Source organism: Dyella lipolytica (assembly GCF_030160075.1).
GTDB lineage: Bacteria > Pseudomonadota > Gammaproteobacteria > Xanthomonadales > Rhodanobacteraceae > Dyella_B > Dyella_B lipolytica.
In genome coordinates this window covers 892,682-910,162 of the sequence record NZ_BSNQ01000009.1, presented here as the reverse complement: position 1 = coordinate 910,162, position 17,481 = coordinate 892,682, and the positions used below count along the sequence as shown (strand labels likewise).

Here is a 17,481-nt window from a genome sequence, read left to right as displayed (position 1 = left end):
TGCTGACTCGAAAAATCGCCAGGAAGGCGAGTTTTCGAGATTCAAGAAACCGCGCCAGGCCTCGTTTTCACACGCGCCAGCTTGACAGTCGTCGAGCCGGCGTGCTTCCAACTATATATAGGCGGCCGCAGCACAAGGCCGCGGATGGACCCCTGGAACCCCAAGCCACATGGCAAAAAACCTGCTCATCGTTGAATCGCCGGCCAAGGCCAAGACGATCAACAAATACCTCGGCAAGGACTTTCAGGTTCTGGCCTCCTACGGTCATGTCCGCGACCTGAAGCCCAAAGAAGGCGCGGTCGACCCCGAGCACCAGTTCGCCATGAAGTACGAGGTGATCGAGCGCAACGAGAAACACGTCGATGCCATCGCCAAGGCCGCCAAGCTGGCCGACGACATCTATCTGGCGACCGACTTGGATCGCGAAGGCGAGGCGATCAGCTGGCACATCAGCGAGATCCTCAAGGAGCGCGGCCTCACCAGCGGCAAGCAGCTGCATCGCGTGGTGTTCTCCGAGATCACGCCCAAGGCGATCAAGGCTGCCGTCGCCGCGCCGCGCGAGCTGTCGCACGACATGGTCGATGCGCAGCAGGCGCGCCGCGCGCTGGATTACCTGGTCGGCTTCAACCTCTCGCCCGTGCTGTGGCGCAAAGTGCAGCGCGGTCTGTCCGCCGGCCGCGTGCAAAGCCCCGCGCTGCGCATGATCGTGGAACGCGAAGAAGAGATCGAAGCCTTTATCGCCCGCGAATACTGGAGCGTAGAAGCCCAGCTCAAGCACGCCGACGGCGATTTCAGCGCGCGCCTCACCAAGCTCAACGGCAAGAAGTTCGAACAATTCGATCTCACCAACGAAACCGATGCCATGGCCGCCCGCGCGGCCTTGAAGGAAGCCGCGCACGGCCGCCTCACCGTCAGCGAAGTGGGCAGCAAGGAACGCAAGCGCCGCCCGGCGCCGCCGTTCACCACCTCCACGCTGCAGCAGGAAGCGGCGCGCAAGCTCGGCTTCACGACCAGCCGCACCATGAAAGTCGCGCAGGGTCTGTACGAAGGCGTGGGTCTGGGCAGCGAAGGCAACGTCGGCCTGATCACCTACATGCGTACCGACTCCACCGCGTTGTCGGAGGATGCCGTCGGCGAACTGCGCCAGCTGATTTCCCGCGATTTTGGCAATAAGGCGCTGCCCGATCAGGCGCAGGTCTATCGCACCAAGTCCAAGAACGCACAGGAAGCGCATGAGGCGATTCGCCCGACCTCCGCGCTGCGCACACCGCGCGAGGTGTCGGCGTTCCTCAACGACGAACAGCGCAAGCTCTACGAGCTGATCTGGAAGCGTACCGTCGCCTGCCAGATGATCCACGCCACGCTCAACACCGTGTCGGTGGATTTCGACCTCAAAAACGTGGCTGGTGGCGATGCGGCCTTCCGCGCCACCGGTACCACGGTGATCGATCCCGGCTTTCTTGCGGTGTACGAAGAAGGCCGCGATCAGAAAACCGCTGAAGACGAAGACGAAGGCCGTCGCCTGCCACGCCTGGCCAAAGGCGAACACGTGCCGCTGCAGGACATCGTCACCGACCAGCATTTCACCGAACCGCCGCCGCGCTTCTCCGAAGCCAGCTTGGTCAAGGCGTTGGAGGAATACGGCATCGGCCGTCCGTCCACCTACGCCAGCATCATCCAGGTGCTGCAAAACCGCGAATACGTGCTGCTGGAAAGCCGCCGCTTCAAACCGACCGACGTCGGCCGCGCGGTGAGCAACTTCCTGACCCAGCATTTCACCCAATACGTCGACTACGACTTCACCGCCAAGCTCGAAGACGAACTCGATGCGGTAAGCCGCGGCGAAGAAGCCTGGGTGCCGCTGATGGAGCGCTTCTGGCTGCCGTTCAAGCAGCAAGTGGACGAGAAAACCGAAACCGTCGACCGCAGCGAAGCCACCGGCGCGCGCGAACTGGGCCAGGATCCTAAAACCGGCAAGCCGCTCTCCGTGCGCCTGGGCCGCTATGGACCGTACGCGCAAATCGGCGACAAGGACGTGGACGAAAAGCTGCAATTCGCCTCTCTGCGCCCCGGCCAGAGCATGCACACGATCACGCTGCATGAGGCCATCGAACTGTTCAAGCTGCCTCGCCAACTCGGCCAGGCCGAGAACGGCGACGAGGTAAGCGTAGGTATCGGTCGCTTCGGCCCCTTCGTGAAGCAGGGCAGCACCTACGCCTCGCTCAAGCCTGAAGACGACCCGTACACCATCGAACTGCCGCGCGCCCTGCAGATCGTGCAGGAAAAACTGGAGCTGATCGCCAACCGCATCATCAAAGATTTCGGCAACGGTGTGCAGGTGCTCAACGGCCGTTACGGCCCGTACATCACCGACGGCGAAAAGAACGCGCGCATTCCGAAGGATCAGGAGCCGAAAGATCTGACCGAAGCGCAGTGCGTGGAACTGCTGGCCGCTGCGCCCGTCAAGAAAGGGCGCTTCGGCAAGAAGACCACCAAGGCTGCATCGAAGAAAGCAGCACCGGCGGCCAAGAAAGCCGCCGAGAAGAAAGCAGCGCCCAAAAAGACGGCCACCAAGAAAGCCGCCGGCAAGAAGACGGCAACTAAGAAGACCGCCGCTAAAAAAGCTACCGCGAAAAAATCGGCGACGGCAAAGACCGGAGCCTAAGTGCCTCGGTGCTATTCCCTTGCCGAACTGGATGCCGCCGCCGCCTCGTTGCGTAGCGGCGACGTCCTGGCCTATCCGACCGAAGCCGTCTTCGGCCTCGGCTGCGACCCGCACGAGCGCAGCGCCTTCGACCGCATCTTCGCGCTCAAGCAACGCCCCGCGACGCAAGGCGTGCTGCTGATTGCCGCCGACTTCGCTCAGCTCGCGCGCTACATCGATATCACCAAGGTGCCGGCGGGCGTGCTGGCGCAAGTCCGCGCAAGCTGGCCGGGTCCGCACACCTGGGTCTTCCCGCGCAGCGCCGACGTGCCGGAGTGGGTGGCCGGCGCGCATCCGGGCATCGCCCTGCGGGTGACCGCGCATGCTCCCGCCGCTGCTTTGTGCCGCGCGTTCGGCGGCGCCCTGGTCTCCACCAGCGCCAACCTTCACGGCCATCCCCCGGCGCGTGATCTTGCGACGCTGACCACCTATTTCGGCGATGCGCTAGACGGCATCGTCGATGCGCCCCTAGGCGGTGCGTCCCAGCCCACCACCATCCGGGATGCGCTGTCAGGCGCTATCATCCGAACCTGAATCCTGCGAAACATGATGGCGGCGCGGTAGGTGCCGATTCAGCCGCAACCATCAGGATAGGGGCGTGCAGGAGACAACCCCAAGTACCGGCAGCAACCGACCCGCCGTGTCGGCACGGGGTGCTTGCATCGGTAAAGCGACCAGGAGCGCACGGCGTGGCGATCGTCTACGAAACCTACCAACGCGATGAAGCGCAGCGCCTGCTGCCTCTGTTGAAGGTGGACGATCCGCAGCGTGTGGTCGCCCTGCACGATGGCCAGGCGATCACCGCAGCGCAGTTCATCGCGCATGTGCAGCGTGTCGCGGCGCAGTTGCCCGACGCATCCGCTGCCGTCAACCTGTGCGAGGACCGCTACGCCTTCATGGTCGCCTTCTGCGCTATCGCCCTGCGTGGACAGGCCAACCTACTGCCGCCTTCGCGCGCACCCCACGCGGTAGAGGAAGTGATGGCCGCCCATCCGGGTTGCCATGCCATAGGTGATCGGTCGATGGATCCCGCCCCGCACCGTTACCACGCCCTGCCGACGTTGCTGGTGGACGCGTCGGCATCGAACGCCGTCGAATGGCCGTCCATTCCTGCCGGCCAACACGTGGCCGTCGGCTACACCTCCGGCTCCACCGGTACGCCACGTGCCAACGTCAAGACCTGGCGCAACCTGCACGCGAGCACCGCTGGCAATCTGCGTATGTTGCATCACGTAGTCGGCGAGCGTTTCGCCGTGGTTGCCACGGTGCCGCCGCAGCACATCTACGGCGTCGAAATGTCGGTGCTGCTGCCGCTGCTCGGTGACGTGCAGGTGCATGCCGGCCGGCCTTTCTTTCCCGCCGATATCGCCACTGCACTTGAAGACATACCCGCGCCGCGCGTACTGGTCACCACGCCGGTGCATCTGCGCGCACTAGTCGAATCGGGCGTACGTTTGCCGCCACTGGCCGCGATGCTCTCGGCCACCGCACCGATGCCGCCCGAACTGGCCGCACAAGCCGAACAGTGTTTCGACGCGCCGCTGCTGGAAGTCTTCGGTTCCACCGAAACCTGCGCCTTCGCCACGCGGCGCGTCACGGTGGACAGCCGCTGGTCGCTCTACCACGGCGTGCACCTGCATCCGCAACCCGACGGCACGCAGATCGACGCACCGCAGCTTGATGCGCCCGCAACCCTGGCGGACATCGTGAGCCTGCACGACGAAGGCCGCCGCTTCGAGCTGCGCGGCCGCCACGCCGATATGTTGGAAATTGCCGGCAAGCGCGCCTCACTGGGTGACCTCACCCATCGCCTACTCGCCATACCCGGCGTGCAGGATGGCGTGGTGTTCCAGCTCGACGATGCCGACGCCATCGGCGTGCGGCGCATTGCTGCGCTGGTGGTGGCGCCGACGCTCGACGAGCACCTGATCCTCGACGCCTTGCGCGCCTCGATCGATCCCGTCTTTCTGCCGCGTCCGCTGCGCCTGGTCGACGCCTTGCCGCGTAACGAGACGGGCAAACTCCCGCGCGCAGCCCTGCTCGATTTGCTCGACCGGCACGTCCCCGCATAAAGCCCAGCCGCTGCACTCCCGCTACAATGGCGCGCTTGCGCCCCGGCGCTCGCAGTCATGGAGTCAACGGCATGAAAGTCCTGGTCATCGGCAACGGCGGTCGCGAGCACGCGCTGGCGTGGAAGCTCAAGCAATCGCCGCGCGTCAGCGAAGTGATCGTGGCGCCCGGCAATGCCGGCACCGCGCACGAACGCGGTGTACGCAATGCCGATGTGCCCGCCAGCGATATCGATGGCCTGCTGAAACTGGCCAAGGCCGAGAAGATCGGCCTCACCGTGGTCGGCCCCGAAGTGCCGCTGGTCGCGGGTGTGGTCGACAAATTCCGCGCCGCCGGTCTGCGCATCTTCGGGCCGCGCGCTATCGCCGCCCAGCTGGAAGGCTCCAAAGCTTTCGCCAAAGACTTCCTGCTCCGCCACAACATTCCCACCGCGCGCTACGCGGTGTTTACCGAACTCACCAAGGCGCTGGCTTACGTGCGCGAACACGGCGCACCGATCGTCATCAAGGCCGACGGCCTGGCCGCCGGCAAAGGCGTTGTAGTCGCGCTCACGTTGCCCGATGCCGAACTGGCTTTGCACGACATGCTCGGCGCGCACGCCTTCGGCGATGCCTCCGCGCGCGTCGTCATCGAAGAATTCCTCGACGGCGAAGAAGCCAGCTATATCGTGATGAGCGACGGCAGCCACGCCTTGCCGATGGCAAGCAGCCAGGACCACAAACGCCGCGACGACAACGACCTCGGCCCCAACACCGGCGGCATGGGCGCCTATTCCCCCGCACCGGTCGTCACGCCCGACGTAGAAAAGCGCATTCTCAAGGAAGTGATCGAGCCCACCCTGCGCGGTATGGCCTCCGAAGGCGCGCCCTTCATGGGCTTTCTCTATGCCGGCCTGATGATCGACAAAAACGGCGCGCCCAAGGTGATCGAATTCAACGTGCGCTTCGGCGATCCGGAAACTCAGCCCATCATGCTGCGTCTCAAATCGGATCTCGTCGAATTGATCGAAGCCGCGCTCGACGGCGAACTGCACCATACCCACGCGCAATGGGATGCGCGTCCGTCCATCGGCGTGGTGATGGCGGCCAGCGGCTATCCGGCCAAAGTAAAAAGCGGCGATGTGATCGAGGGCCTGGATGCCGATGTCGGCCACGACGTGAAAGTGTTCCACGCCGGCACCAAACTCGATGTGCATGGGCGTGCGATCACCGCGGGTGGTCGCGTGCTCACCGTCTGCGCCCTAGGCAAAGACATCGCCGCGGCGCGCGAACACGCCTATCACGCGGTCAGCAAGATCCATTTCGATGGTGCATACTGCCGGCGCGATATTGCCTATCGCGCGCTGCGGCGACTATAAGCGACTATTCAGGCAAGGATTCAACGTACTCGACATCCGCAATCCAGTTGCGCTTGCGCCGAGCCAGGCGACTCTCTTCCGTCTCGCCATCGAGCGTCGATGGCGATCGCCGAAGCAGTGATGTATCCACCCCTTCGAACGTGTTCACGTTGACGACGGCGTAGAGACCATCATCGATCCGACTGGTAACCAGCGGCACCACGCCGCATTGTGTGCAGATATGAAACTCGGCGGTCTCCGTGCCAAAGGCATATGCCGAAACGTGTCGAGCATCCTTCACCGCCCACTTAAGCGAGCCGGTTGGACAAGACGTCCAGACAGCGCCATGTTTGGTGCAGAACGTGCACGTACATGCGCGAGCAGGAATTTCCGAGGGCTCCGGTTTCCAATTCAGCGTGAAAGAGATATTTCCGCAATGGCAACGTCCGAAGATCAGCATAAGGCGCCCCTACATTCCCGATACACCACGTGTTGGAGGATAAGTGCCACCCAGATGCAGATTCACTACCTGCGCCGTGCACGACGATAGAGCAGCCAGGCATAGACGCACAGGTTCGTGGCAACAACCACGGCCGCCAGCATGAATTGTATATCCCGGGTCAGGCCGGCCGGATAAATCGTTCCCAGAAGATAGTGCTGCAAAAAGTCACCTTCATAGCCGGCGTGTCCCGCACGGGCGAGAAAATAGTTTTCGAGACGAGTCAGCGGACAGCTTCGTCCAGTGATTTCTACAAAGAAACCCCAGGCCGCGGCGGGAAGCTGGAGCACGGGAATCCAGCGCCACCTAAGCGCCAACAATGCGCCAAGCCCACTAAACAGGATGAAGGCCAGGTGGAATACGAGTACCGCATCGGCGGCGAATAGCGAAACCATTGCCGTACGCCTTAGTCGTGGAGCAATCCATTGCGCGCATCTGCTTGATCGACTTGTTCGGCGAGATCATCGATCCCAGCGCCAACTGGGCGGCTCTCCCTTGAGCCAACACACTGCTAGAAGAACAGCAGTTGAAGCAGCAATGCTAATCAGGAAGAGAATGAGATCTCGTGCCGGCGGCAGGAAATACATGCTGAGCGCCACGCACGCAGCATACGCGGAGAAAACGACCCAGCCCTGCCAGCACGTTGGAAAACTCCATCCCCATCCGTACCGCTTTGCAGGAAACCAGTATTTCTTTTGCGAATTCATGGCGACTCCATTGAAGGCTTTGCTTAGCACCTAACATCTGGGTTAAGCGGTGCACGGTGCGCCGACAAGACTAGCGACGCTCCGACTTGAAAGCCCAAACACAAAGACCGCCAGCCACAACGAGTGCCACCCATGAAAACCAGACAGGCACGGCAAAAGAACCTATTTGCACAGGCCATTGGTTGACGGCCCGGATAGCCTGTACGGCCGCGACCACACCGAAAACAGTGCCTGAAACTACGGCGTATTTGCTTTGCATGACGACACCTCCCGTTTAGGTGTGCGACTAATGGCATCCAATGCATGAGTTAAGCGGCAGCTTTGCCTGTGGCAAGTAGGCAATGGCGGTGACTGCCAGTAACGAACCAAGAAGAATCGTCAGGCGTCGGGTGTTTCCAGGCGATGATCGGTGGGTTGGGGCGTAATCGTCATTACTTTGAGTCGCTCTGAGTCCTCAAAGCGATGCCAGACTCCCGCAGGTATAACGACGAGTTCTTTCTCGGTGAGAAATGCTCGCTCCTCAATAGCATTCTTCAGCAAGACAATCGTTGTTGTTCCATCAAGCACCAGGACGACCTCATCACCGCTAGGGTGGCGTTCCCATTCACTGCTTCCGGAGTAATAACTTACATACACCGCGCCGTCGCGGTAAGGCGCAATCTCGGCAAATGCCTCACTAGCCTCATCCCCGAACGCCATTTCCGGAGATCGATTCGGCAAATGTTTCAAACCGGATAAGGCTTGGGTAAGCGATTTTTTCATAGGTAATGAGTGATCCTTTTTTCATGGCTTTCAGGCGTGGCGTTCACTGCCCCGGGGGTGGTTGCCAAAGTTCAACCTTGTTGCCCTCGGGGTCCATGACCCAACCAAACTTTCCGTACTCGGAATCGTCTGTTTTCTCCAGGACGTTACATCCTTCGTTCCGAAGTGCCTGAAGTAAGACGGTCAAATCTTCGACGCGATAGTTGACCATGAAGGTCGACTTGCTCGGTGCGAAGTGCTCACCATTGGCGGCGCCGATGGACCACACGGTCGTTCCCTCTGTCGGATGGCCCGCTGCATCGGTCCAGGTGAACGCGGTGCCTCCCCATGCCTGGACGTCAATGCCCAGGTGCTGCTTGTACCAGGCGCGCAGCGCGACAGGGTCGTTCGCGTTGAAGAAAATTCCACCGATGCCTGTGACTCTCTTCATTTCAGCCTCCTAAGTGCGGCCAAGTTGGAGTGCACTGCGTTTGCGACGCCTAACTACGTAATAGACGGACGTGAACGTCTGGTTACATCCCTGCTGCCTTTCTGAACGCGGCTGATAAACAACCGATTTCGCGCAACTCTATCGACTCGACGTCTGGCTAACAATCTGTCGCAACGACGGCTACAACGCCTCCGATTAGCGCGCACCGCGGACCAGTGCGCGGATGACCTGATCCAGCTCGACCCGGCCCTTGAGAACGCTAGCGTCTTCGCCTTCGAAAGTGATCCAGCCTTCGTTGAAGCCATCCAGCATCTGGATCCGCGGCACGGGGTCATTCATGCCTTGCGCACGGAAAAGTGCGGCCCAGTCTTCCCGCGGCACGATCTGGGTACGTACGATGCGGCCAAGGACTCTGCCGAACGCCGCGGCGATGTCGTTGGGAGATACGCGGCGCGGTCCTTCCAGTTCGACGATCCGGGTACCGGTCCATGGCTCCTGGATGAGCTCCGCTGCGACGCGTCCTACATCCTCCGTCGAGACCATAGGAAACGTCGCGTCGGCGGGCTGCAGGAAGCTATGGACGATGCCATCCCGTTGTGCCGATTCGACATCCCATTGCAGATTGTCGAGAAACCAGCCGGGACGCAGGAACGTCAGCGGCATCGTCAAGCCAGCCAGCGCCTCTTCGAGGATCGTGCGCTGGGTCAGCAGGTTGGATTGCTTCGCCTGGGCTCCGACCGTCGACAGGCAAACCACCCTTCCCGGAGCGGCGGCATCGAGCGCCTGCCGGATGGTCGCCGCGCCTTTGCGAGCTTCCGGGAAACCCGGTGCCGGATCGAAATTCGACGGCGGCAAGATGAACACGCCCTCGGCACCTCGAAATGCGGCGGTCAGCGATGCCACATCGTCCATGTCGGCGATAGCCACCTCACATCCCTTTTCGGCCAATGCCTTGCCTTTCTCCGCATCGCGGACGATGGCTCGTACAGGCTGGTGGGCGCTCAAGAGGGCTTGCGCCATGGCGCCCCCGACTTTTCCCGTGATTCCGGTAATTGCGTACATGGATTTCTCCTCAGTCAAAAGCTGTGTTGGGGGACGAAGCGAGTCCCAGTGCTGCGTAAGGTAATGACTGGCCATCGTTGACTGAAGTGAAATAAGATCAAATGATTGATGACAAATAATCAAAGGACATTTTCGGATGACGTTTGATGGGCGGGTGATCTCAAATGTCGGGGTGCTGGCCGCGATCATCGAAAGCGGCAACTTTTCCCGCGCAGCCGAAACGCTTGGCCTGTCGCCCTCGGGCGTAAGCCGCGCGTTAGCGCGACTGGAGGCGCACATCGGCGTACGGCTGCTGGACCGCAACACGCGGTCGGTATCGCTGACCGACGAAGGGCGGCGTTTCTTTGAAAACGTAGCGCCGCTATTGAGTGGTATCGAAAACGCGGTGGTGCTCACGGCCGGCGCAACCGAAACCGTCAAGGGCCGCCTCCGCGTGAATGTCGACGCGTTCTTCGCCCGCATGATGCTGGCCCCTCACATCACGCGCTTCATGGACATGCACCCGGATATCTCGTTGGAACTCGTCACCAAGGATCAGCTGGGCGATCTTGTCGGCGAGGGATTCGACATCGCCGTGCGCTTTGGTGAGCCGCCCGAGTCCTCGCTCGTTGCCCGCAAGCTTGCCGAGACGCGCACGATTACCGTTGCCGCAAAGGCTTACCTGAAAAAGCACGGCCACCCGGCCCACCCCGACGATCTGGCGCAACACGAATGCATACTGGTGCGCAACTCGCTCACCGGACACCTGATGCGGGACTGGCAATATCGACGAAACCGAAAAACAGTCGCAGTAAGCGTGCATGGGAGGCTGGTGGTCAACGAAGCCGGCATGCTATTGGGTGCATGTGTGGCCGGTGCTGGCGTCGCGCGCATAAAAGCCATCGGCGTTCGCGATCAGCTCGCTACCGGCAAACTGGTCGAACTATTGCCTGATTGGCAATGCGAAGGCTTTCCGCTCTACGCGTTATATCCGTCGCGCCATCTTCCTGCGGCCAAAGTCCGGGCGTTCATCGATTTCGTAGTTACGACGTTGCTTGAACCACGTAGCAACTAGTCCGCTACTGAGCAACGTGCCTCAGTTCCTTCGCCCAACGCTCAAGTTAAGCGGCGCGCGATATGTGCATCCGCTTAGACGAGTTTTTTGACATAGCAGTTCCTGTCGAACGTCTGGAATGCTTGGGCTAGGCGGAAGTTCTAGGGCTTCTAGTGAAGAATCGAATAGACGAAGAACCCAGCTGAGACGGATGCCGCAAGGAACAAAGTGGTTGAGAAAGCGTACGCTTTCCAGAAGGCTTGAGGATCATTCTCCCGACTGACAGGATCTAACCCGACCCTCATGCGACCGGTAACTATCGGGTAGCCGATCACAACGGCTGCAACGGTCAGCCACAAAGCGATGATGGATAAAACGATGATCTCGGGACCTTTCACACAAGGATCCTTCTAAAGAAGCCTAACGCCTGAATGTAGCGGCGCGCGCAGCGCGTCCGCTGGAATGAGTTTTTAAGCCTCGGATTCGTGGCAAACCACTTCGATGTTGTGCCCGTCCGGACCAATGACGAAAGCTGCATAGTATTTCCCGCTGTAGTTCGGGCGCAGACCAGGTGCACCATTGTCTTTGGCACCCGCCTCCTGCGCCGCGCGATAGAACGCTTCGACTTGCTGGCGATTCTCGGCAACGAACGCCAAGTGCAGATGCGCAGGCTTCTCCTCGGTTTGGAAGAGGCACAATGAAGACTTGCCGTCCGCGCTAAGTTCGATACCGAGCGGCCCCTCCGAGACTACGGCTATGCCAATCGGTTCGAGTGCCTTGAGGAAGAATGCCTTGCTCGCTGCATAGTCGCTAACTCCGAATACGACGTGGTCAAACATGAGTTCTCCCGATGCGTATGGTCTGCGTGAAGTCTAATGCCTGAGTTAAGTGGCGCCGTACGCGTCCGCTTGGATGATGAGCTAGGTGACATTGTGCGCAGGTACTACCAAGAAGTCAGCCACAGGCTCCAGAGTAACCTCCGGATATCCCTCGGCAATAGCACGCTCTATCTGCGCGCTGGCATGGAGGTCAACAGAGCCCGCGGAAAAGGCGTCTTTTCGAGCCTGCGCGCTTGGCCACTGCGCATAGCTGTACCAAAGCCCGTCACTACCGTGGTGCAAGCGAGAGCCTAACGAACCACGTTCCGATCGCAGCAAGTCCGATAAGCGTGACCAAGCCTCGATGAAAGACGACTCCATGCCGGGGTGAAGACGCCACCTATACAAAACCACGAATCCGGGACTATTTGTGCTCAATTCTGAAGACATGGGTGTTGACACCTAACGCCTGAATTAAGCGGCGTGCGGCTAATGCATCCGCTTGGATGATGAGTTAGGGCGTGCCGCTATGCCCGCGCTCCGTACCAGCAAAGTGCCGATAAATCTTAAGCAAGATTGCCTCAGCTAGAAAGACAGCAGCTAGAGCAGCTAAACAAATGACGAGATAAAAAGCACCGACTGCAAATTGAAAGGACCACGATTGAGCATATGAGTCAGCAAGTGGTGGGCCGGCTAAAAGCGCCTTAGTGCGAAAATAAAACCAAAGCATAAACGCAACCAAGAAAAGACCCAGCTGCACAAAGCATGCTTCTAAGAATCCATTCTTGCGATGATTCATTGCTTTGAGCCCTAACGCTTGAGTTAGGCGGTGCGCGGATAGCGCGTCCGCTTGGACGAGTAGTTAGGCGCCCTCATAGCGACCCAACCCACAATGTGGACACTTTCTACCCCGCGTAAGGCTAAGGCGCTGGCTTATGTGGAACCAGTGGTTGCAGCGAGGACAACGGAACCATACAAACCATGACATTGCCAAGTAACTACAAACGACCCATGCAATTGCAGGAATAAGCGACGACGTTTGATCTGTAGCTTTTGAGCCGATGAGTGCAGCAACGGGAGCCAAGGCTAAAGGAATGAGCACTGCCAGCCATTGGCGGCGTCGATAGTTTGCCCAATTGGATGTGTAGGATGATATTTCCCGCATCGGACCAACGCCTGAGTTAAGCGGCGCCGCAGGCGTCCGCCTTGGACGAAATGTTAGAACTCAACGACGTGTACATCGCCGGCGAGCTCACCTGAAAGCTGCTCTGCTAGAAAGATGGCGTCTTGAATTGTCTCGTCTGGGCCGTGGGACGCCGTGAGCATGAAGTACGAGTTTGAGCCGTCCCCAACACATAGATCGTCAATGATGTCCTCAATCCTTGATGCATCAACGCCAACAACCCCAACATAACCGACGCGCTCTTGAATCCATTGCGTAACGACGGCATCGAGTTCAGGGCGATAGCCGTGCAATGAATGAAGAACAATTTTGCGCGAAGCAGCCATTGAGTTCTAACACCTGAGTTAAGTGGTGCGCGGTATGTGCGTCCGATTGAACGAACTGTTAGGTGCCATTGCGTACCTGCCTCCGATAGGCGGCTGTCAAAATCCGCAGGCCTATCCACACGCCGGCACCCATAGAAATAGGGACCAGCGTGTCCGGGGTAATCTTGCTAGTTGTGGCCAATGCGCGGAGGACCGTTGCTGCGCCCGTTGAGAGCATAACGAAAGCGCCTAGATGGAAGAACTGTTCGCCATGAGCGAAATTAAATGGATTCTTCTCCCAAGAAGGCCGCTGCCAGTCGAATCGTGGGCCTCTTAAAATGAAAAGTATGCCGAAGCCGACAAGCATCGCGATGGGGAAAATGGCAAAAATTACACCAACAGCAAACCACGTCATCGGAGGCGCAGCCGCCGGAGTAGCCGGCCCAAAAAGCGCCAGAACAAAAGAAAGGCCAACGATTCCCAGTCGAATAGTTTTCCAGTGACTCATCTTTGGCACCTAACGTTGGAGTTAAGCGACGCCTGAGGCGTCCGCCTTGAACGAAATGTTAGGTATCTGAGGTGTTGCCCGGATATGCGAAACGAACAACATGAGGCGCGCCGCGAAGTAGATACAACCCAAACGCGAAGCTGACTGAGCCACTTAGCAAGTAGTGCCATGCAGGTGAGACACCTGGACGATAGTTTGGAACAAAAAATATAAGGATTGCACTCAGGAAATAAAGTAGTGCAGCACACGAAACTATGAGCCCAATTGCTCGAACTACAACCCCGAAAGCTTCTCTAGGATTCATGGCTTGATACCTAACGCCCGAGTTAAGTGACGCCGCGGGCGTCCGCTTGGATGATTAGTTAGACCGCTGCTGTTGAACTGCATTTACCACGTTCGAATTAAGCTGTTGGAACTGTCTAACCATATTGTCGCAAGCTTCTTTCGAGGCACCACAAAGCACTTTCATTTCAAGGTGTACGCCGTCACCTTCGTTGGAAAGATATCTCTTAATGGCGGCTGGGTAAGCGGGATTTCCGGGCTCTGCGATAGTCCATATAGCTTTTTCGCTCTTGTCTTCGGCCACTGTCCAGCCAGGGCGCTCTGTGACCACCACTCCAGGCTTTGCACGAAGCGCACTGAGTGCAGCGGCTGGTGTTGGATAGCCAATATCTGCCGGCTGTTCGGGTAAGGCCTGTGCGCTAGCTAGGCCATAGACTGCTGAGCAAACTAGCAATGCATAAGTAAAGCGCATGACATTCCCCTGTCTAACGCTGGAGTTAAGCGGCGCCGGAGGCGTCCACCTTGAATGTTTGGTTAGGGCTCGCACCTGAAAAGAAAGCAGTAGTTTTTGCACTAAGAAGCGCCCACACATTGATAGCAATTTCCAAAGCATTACGGATGACATTGGTCCAGAGCTTTGGAGCTGCCTCGGCAGGTAGTAGCGCCGTAGGTGAAATGAGAAAGGCCAGGCTTTGGAACCCAAGGATGCCAAAAAATATCACGGCAGCGGCTAACATAAGCCAGCGTGCAAACGGTATGCGGAGCAATGCAAGTACAGAGGCGACGATGAGTAGGCCGGCGGTACCAAGGGCAAGCAGCGTTGTTAGAAGCCCGGGCCTGATGCTTTCAGGAATATTGGGGTTTGAGCTGAGCAAAAGAAACGCAACAGCGGCAATACTGATAGTTGCAACGAGAATATTCATGATCGCCGCAACCCAAAGTCTTTTTGGACGCGAAGATTCTATGGTTGTCATTGTCTGTAATCCCTAACGTCTGAGTTAAGTGGAGGCGTAGCTGTCCGCCTTGAATGAATAGTTAGGTTTAGGGCGCCTGATTGTCATCCGTGGTCCTCGATGGTGTTGCTGACCTAGGGGGACGAATGCCCCAACCAAGAACACTTCCACACATTCCAACCGCGAAGCCAATCCAGCCAACCTTTGGGCTCACGACATCAAACCAGCTGAGCACAATCAGAACTGTGCCTCCTGCCCAAAGCCACCACGCCACTTGGTTCTTGCGCATAACTCCCCTTGTTGGCCTAACGCCTGAGTTAAGCGACGCCGGAGGCGTCCGCCTTGAATAAATTGTTAGGTGCCATTTGCACCCGCTCCCATGATGCTACCGGACCTGTGATTTGGCGAAGTAGTGGGTGGCACATTGGCCGCTCAAGCAGTCTCCATTGTTCAAACAGCGCGGGGCTGCGCACAGCCAGCTTGGCAAGCAAGTGCTGCCACTCGTGATCGATTTGGCCCGTAGTAACAACGATAGGCTCAACGACTTTGACCGGTCCTATCTTCGTGCGATCAAACGAGTACCCACGAGCTTCTGCCTCCGCGTGGACCCCAGCAAGATAGGCATTGATCGCTAGACGCGGCTGCGCATGCGTTGTGAAGCGGTCGAGTTGCGGGTGATGCTTGTACCCGCGCGTGTTCCCGCGAAGGACTGCACGAGCCAGCAAGCCCTCCCGCCATAGTGCGACGAGGCCTTGAGCGTCTAGGTATTTGGGGTGCAACGACCAAAGACGCATGCGTGCGGCACCTAACGCCTGAGTTAAGCGGCGCCGGAGGCGTCCGCTTGGACGAGTAGTTAGGCATGCTAGCGCAGGTGCGTTGGCCTAGGCGAAGACGTATAGACTTTCGCGCTAGGCTATTCACCAACCTCTCCGCCAAGGACCCGCATGAGCCAGTTCGCCCTGCTAGGCAGTCGTCGCTTCGCGCCGTTTTTCTGGACCCAGGCGCTGGGCGCGTTCAACGACAGTGCGTTCCGCAATGCGATGGTGATGCTGGCGGCGTTTCAGATGGGGCTTTCCGATCACGACGTGGGTTTGTACACCAACCTTGCGCCTGCGCTTTTCATTTTGCCGTTCTTTCTGTTTTCCGCCACGGCGGGGCAGTTGGCGGAGAAGTTCGAGAAAACGCGCATCATCCGTTTCGTGAAGCTGTTCGAGATCACGGCGATGGCGTTGGCGGCGTATGGCTTTATCGGGCATCACCTACCGCTGCTGTTGCTAGTGCTTTTCATGATGGGTGTGCATTCGACGGTGTTCGGTCCGATCAAGTACGCGATTCTTCCGCAAGCGTTGAAATCCACCGAGCTGGTAGGCGGCAACGGCCTAGTGGAGATGGGCACGCAGATGGCGATCCTGATCGGCATGGTGGCCGGCAATGCACTGATGCTGATTGCCGGGGTAGGGCCGCATTATTCCGCAGCGGTGACGATTGGTATCGCAGTGATGGGTTATGTGGCCAGCCGTTCGATTCCGCCGGCGCCAGCCACTGCACCGGATCTCAAGTTCAACTGGAACCCGGTGACGGAAACGGTGCGGGTGCTGCGCATTACGCGCGAGGATCGCGCGGTGTTCAATGCGGTGTTGGGCATCTCCTGGTTCTGGTTCTTCGGCACGGTGCTGGTGGCGCAGTTGCCGCTGTATACGCGCATCAACCTCGGCGGCGGCGGCTCGGTGAACACGCTGGTGCTCACCTTGTTCTCGATCGGCACCGGTATCGGCGCGCTGATGTGCGAAAAGATGTCGGGCAAGCGAGTAGAGATCGGGCTGGTGCCGCTGGGTGCGTTTGGACTCACCGCGTTCGGTATCGATCTGTTTCTGGCGCGACCCGGTGCAGCAGCGGTGCGTGGGTTGGATTGGATGGCGTTCCTGCATGCGACTGGCAGCTGGCGTATCGTGCTGGATCTCACCTTGATCGGTGTGTTCGCCGGTTTCTATGTAGTGCCGCTGTTTGCTTTCGTGCAGGCGCGCACGCCACGCGATCGCTTGTCGCGTGTGATCGCAGGCAACAACATTCTCAACGCCTTGCTGATCGTGATCGCCTCATGTTTCGGGTTGGCGCTGGACATGCTCGGCTTCGGTGCGCCGCAAATCTTTCTAGTGGCGGCCGTACTCAATGTGATCGTGGCAGCGTACATCTTCACGCTGGTGCCCGAATTCCTGATGCGGTTCATCACGTGGATACTGGTGAATACGCTTTATCGCATTCGCGTGGACGGCATGCAGAACTTGCCGGAAGAGGGGCCTGCGTTATTGGTGTGCAACCACGTGAGCTTTATGGACCCGCTGATCTTGATGGCGAACCTGCGTCGGCCCGCGCGCTTCGTGATGTATTACAAGATCTTCCAGATTCCGCTGCTCCACTTCGTGTTCAAGACGGCGAAGGCGATTCCCATCGCAGGACAGAAGGAAGATCCGACGGTATTGCATCAGGCGTTCGAAGCCGTCGATGCCGCCTTGGCCGATGGCGAGCTGGTATGCATTTTCCCCGAGGGTGGATTGACCAAGGACGGCAGCATCGCGCCGTTCCGCGCCGGCGTGGAAAAAATTCTCGCGCGACGGCCGGTGCCGGTCGTGCCGATGGCGTTGCGTGGGCTGTGGGGCAGCGTGTGGAGTCGGCACGATTCCATGATGGGCCGTGCACGTTTGCCGCGACGCTTTCGTGCGCGTGTCGAGCTGGTGTTGGATGCGCCGAGGCCCGCCGCCGAGGTCAACGCCGCCGTGCTTGAAGAACGCGTGCAGGTGTTGCGCGGCGATCTGGCGTAACTACGCTTTA

Annotated in this window: 20 protein-coding genes; 6 read left to right on the top strand and 14 right to left on the bottom strand. The window is 59.1% G+C overall.

Features of this window, described 5'->3' with window-relative positions:
* Positions 1–169: 169 nt before the first annotated feature.
* The 4 genes from QQL64_RS17270 (at position 170) to purD (ending at position 6,131) form a co-directional block, all read left to right on the top strand.
* Entirely contained in the window at positions 170–2,665 is a 2,496-nt protein-coding gene (locus QQL64_RS17270) for a DNA topoisomerase I (protein WP_284401858.1), read from the top strand.
* The gene (tsaC, locus tag QQL64_RS17265; protein ID WP_284401856.1) at positions 2,666–3,238 is read left to right on the top strand and encodes an L-threonylcarbamoyladenylate synthase type 1 TsaC; all 573 of its coding nucleotides are present in this window, start codon (positions 2,666–2,668) and stop codon (positions 3,236–3,238) included.
* Between the two features lie 155 nt (positions 3,239–3,393).
* Positions 3,394–4,776 carry an AMP-binding protein gene (locus QQL64_RS17260; protein ID WP_284401855.1) on the top strand — a complete coding sequence of 461 codons (1,383 nt, stop codon included), beginning with the start codon at positions 3,394–3,396 and terminating at the stop codon, positions 4,774–4,776.
* A gap of 71 nt (positions 4,777–4,847) precedes the next feature.
* A complete protein-coding gene (gene purD, locus QQL64_RS17255; RefSeq protein WP_284401854.1) occupies positions 4,848–6,131 on the top strand; it encodes a phosphoribosylamine--glycine ligase in 1,284 nt (427 codons plus the stop codon).
* A 4-nt stretch (positions 6,132–6,135) separates the two neighbouring features.
* On the opposite strand, the gene QQL64_RS17250 is transcribed toward purD, so the two are convergent.
* The 5 genes from QQL64_RS17250 to QQL64_RS17230 all read right to left on the bottom strand — a co-directional run bounded on the left by QQL64_RS17250 (position 6,136) and on the right by QQL64_RS17230 (position 9,759).
* Positions 6,136–6,570 carry a GFA family protein gene (locus tag QQL64_RS17250; protein ID WP_284401852.1) on the bottom strand — a complete coding sequence of 145 codons (435 nt, stop codon included), beginning with the start codon at positions 6,568–6,570 and terminating at the stop codon, positions 6,136–6,138.
* A gap of 65 nt (positions 6,571–6,635) precedes the next feature.
* Positions 6,636–7,004, bottom strand: a complete 369-nt coding sequence (locus tag QQL64_RS17245; protein WP_284401851.1) for a DUF2784 domain-containing protein — start codon at positions 7,002–7,004, stop codon at positions 6,636–6,638.
* A gap of 690 nt (positions 7,005–7,694) precedes the next feature.
* Complete coding sequence (locus tag QQL64_RS17240; RefSeq protein ID WP_284401849.1) at positions 7,695–8,078, bottom strand: cupin domain-containing protein; 384 nt, start codon at positions 8,076–8,078, stop codon at positions 7,695–7,697.
* A 43-nt stretch (positions 8,079–8,121) separates the two neighbouring features.
* Complete coding sequence (locus QQL64_RS17235) at positions 8,122–8,508, bottom strand: VOC family protein (RefSeq protein WP_284401847.1); 387 nt, start codon at positions 8,506–8,508, stop codon at positions 8,122–8,124.
* Between the two features lie 195 nt (positions 8,509–8,703).
* Entirely contained in the window at positions 8,704–9,759 is a 1,056-nt protein-coding gene (locus QQL64_RS17230; protein WP_284401846.1) for an NmrA family NAD(P)-binding protein, read from the bottom strand.
* On the opposite strand from QQL64_RS17230, the gene QQL64_RS17225 reads away from it, so the two are divergent.
* Positions 9,725–10,624 carry a LysR family transcriptional regulator gene (locus QQL64_RS17225; RefSeq protein ID WP_284401844.1) on the top strand — a complete coding sequence of 300 codons (900 nt, stop codon included), beginning with the start codon at positions 9,725–9,727 and terminating at the stop codon, positions 10,622–10,624. The two genes, QQL64_RS17230 and QQL64_RS17225, sit on opposite strands and share 35 nt — an antisense overlap.
* A 149-nt stretch (positions 10,625–10,773) precedes the next feature.
* Here the strand turns inward: QQL64_RS17225 and QQL64_RS17220 are convergent, their stop codons facing one another.
* The 9 genes from QQL64_RS17220 to QQL64_RS17180 all read right to left on the bottom strand — a co-directional run bounded on the left by QQL64_RS17220 (position 10,774) and on the right by QQL64_RS17180 (position 15,446).
* Entirely contained in the window at positions 10,774–11,001 is a 228-nt protein-coding gene (locus QQL64_RS17220) for a hypothetical protein (protein WP_284401842.1), read from the bottom strand.
* A gap of 72 nt (positions 11,002–11,073) precedes the next feature.
* Entirely contained in the window at positions 11,074–11,442 is a 369-nt protein-coding gene (locus QQL64_RS17215; protein ID WP_284401840.1) for a VOC family protein, read from the bottom strand.
* A gap of 81 nt (positions 11,443–11,523) precedes the next feature.
* A complete protein-coding gene (locus QQL64_RS17210) occupies positions 11,524–11,871 on the bottom strand; it encodes an antibiotic biosynthesis monooxygenase family protein (RefSeq protein ID WP_284401838.1) in 348 nt (115 codons plus the stop codon).
* Positions 11,872–11,935: 64 nt separating this feature from the next.
* Positions 11,936–12,220: a hypothetical protein gene (locus tag QQL64_RS17205; RefSeq protein ID WP_284401836.1), complete on the bottom strand. Its 285-nt coding sequence runs from the start codon at positions 12,218–12,220 to the stop codon at positions 11,936–11,938.
* A 419-nt stretch (positions 12,221–12,639) separates the two neighbouring features.
* Positions 12,640–12,930, bottom strand: coding sequence for a hypothetical protein (locus tag QQL64_RS17200; RefSeq protein ID WP_284401834.1), 291 nt, complete (start codon positions 12,928–12,930; stop codon positions 12,640–12,642).
* A 58-nt stretch (positions 12,931–12,988) separates the two neighbouring features.
* Positions 12,989–13,417 carry a hypothetical protein gene (locus QQL64_RS17195; RefSeq protein ID WP_284401832.1) on the bottom strand — a complete coding sequence of 143 codons (429 nt, stop codon included), beginning with the start codon at positions 13,415–13,417 and terminating at the stop codon, positions 12,989–12,991.
* Between the two features lie 358 nt (positions 13,418–13,775).
* A complete protein-coding gene (locus tag QQL64_RS17190; RefSeq protein ID WP_284401830.1) occupies positions 13,776–14,171 on the bottom strand; it encodes a hypothetical protein in 396 nt (131 codons plus the stop codon).
* A 25-nt stretch (positions 14,172–14,196) separates the two neighbouring features.
* Complete coding sequence (locus tag QQL64_RS17185; RefSeq protein WP_284401828.1) at positions 14,197–14,673, bottom strand: hypothetical protein; 477 nt, start codon at positions 14,671–14,673, stop codon at positions 14,197–14,199.
* Between the two features lie 296 nt (positions 14,674–14,969).
* Entirely contained in the window at positions 14,970–15,446 is a 477-nt protein-coding gene (locus tag QQL64_RS17180; RefSeq protein ID WP_284401826.1) for a pyrimidine dimer DNA glycosylase/endonuclease V, read from the bottom strand.
* A gap of 150 nt (positions 15,447–15,596) precedes the next feature.
* On the opposite strand from QQL64_RS17180, the gene QQL64_RS17175 reads away from it, so the two are divergent.
* On the top strand, positions 15,597–17,471 hold the full coding sequence (locus tag QQL64_RS17175) for an MFS transporter (protein WP_284401824.1): 1,875 nt from the start codon (positions 15,597–15,599) through the stop codon (positions 17,469–17,471).
* Positions 17,472–17,481 lie beyond the last annotated feature (10 nt).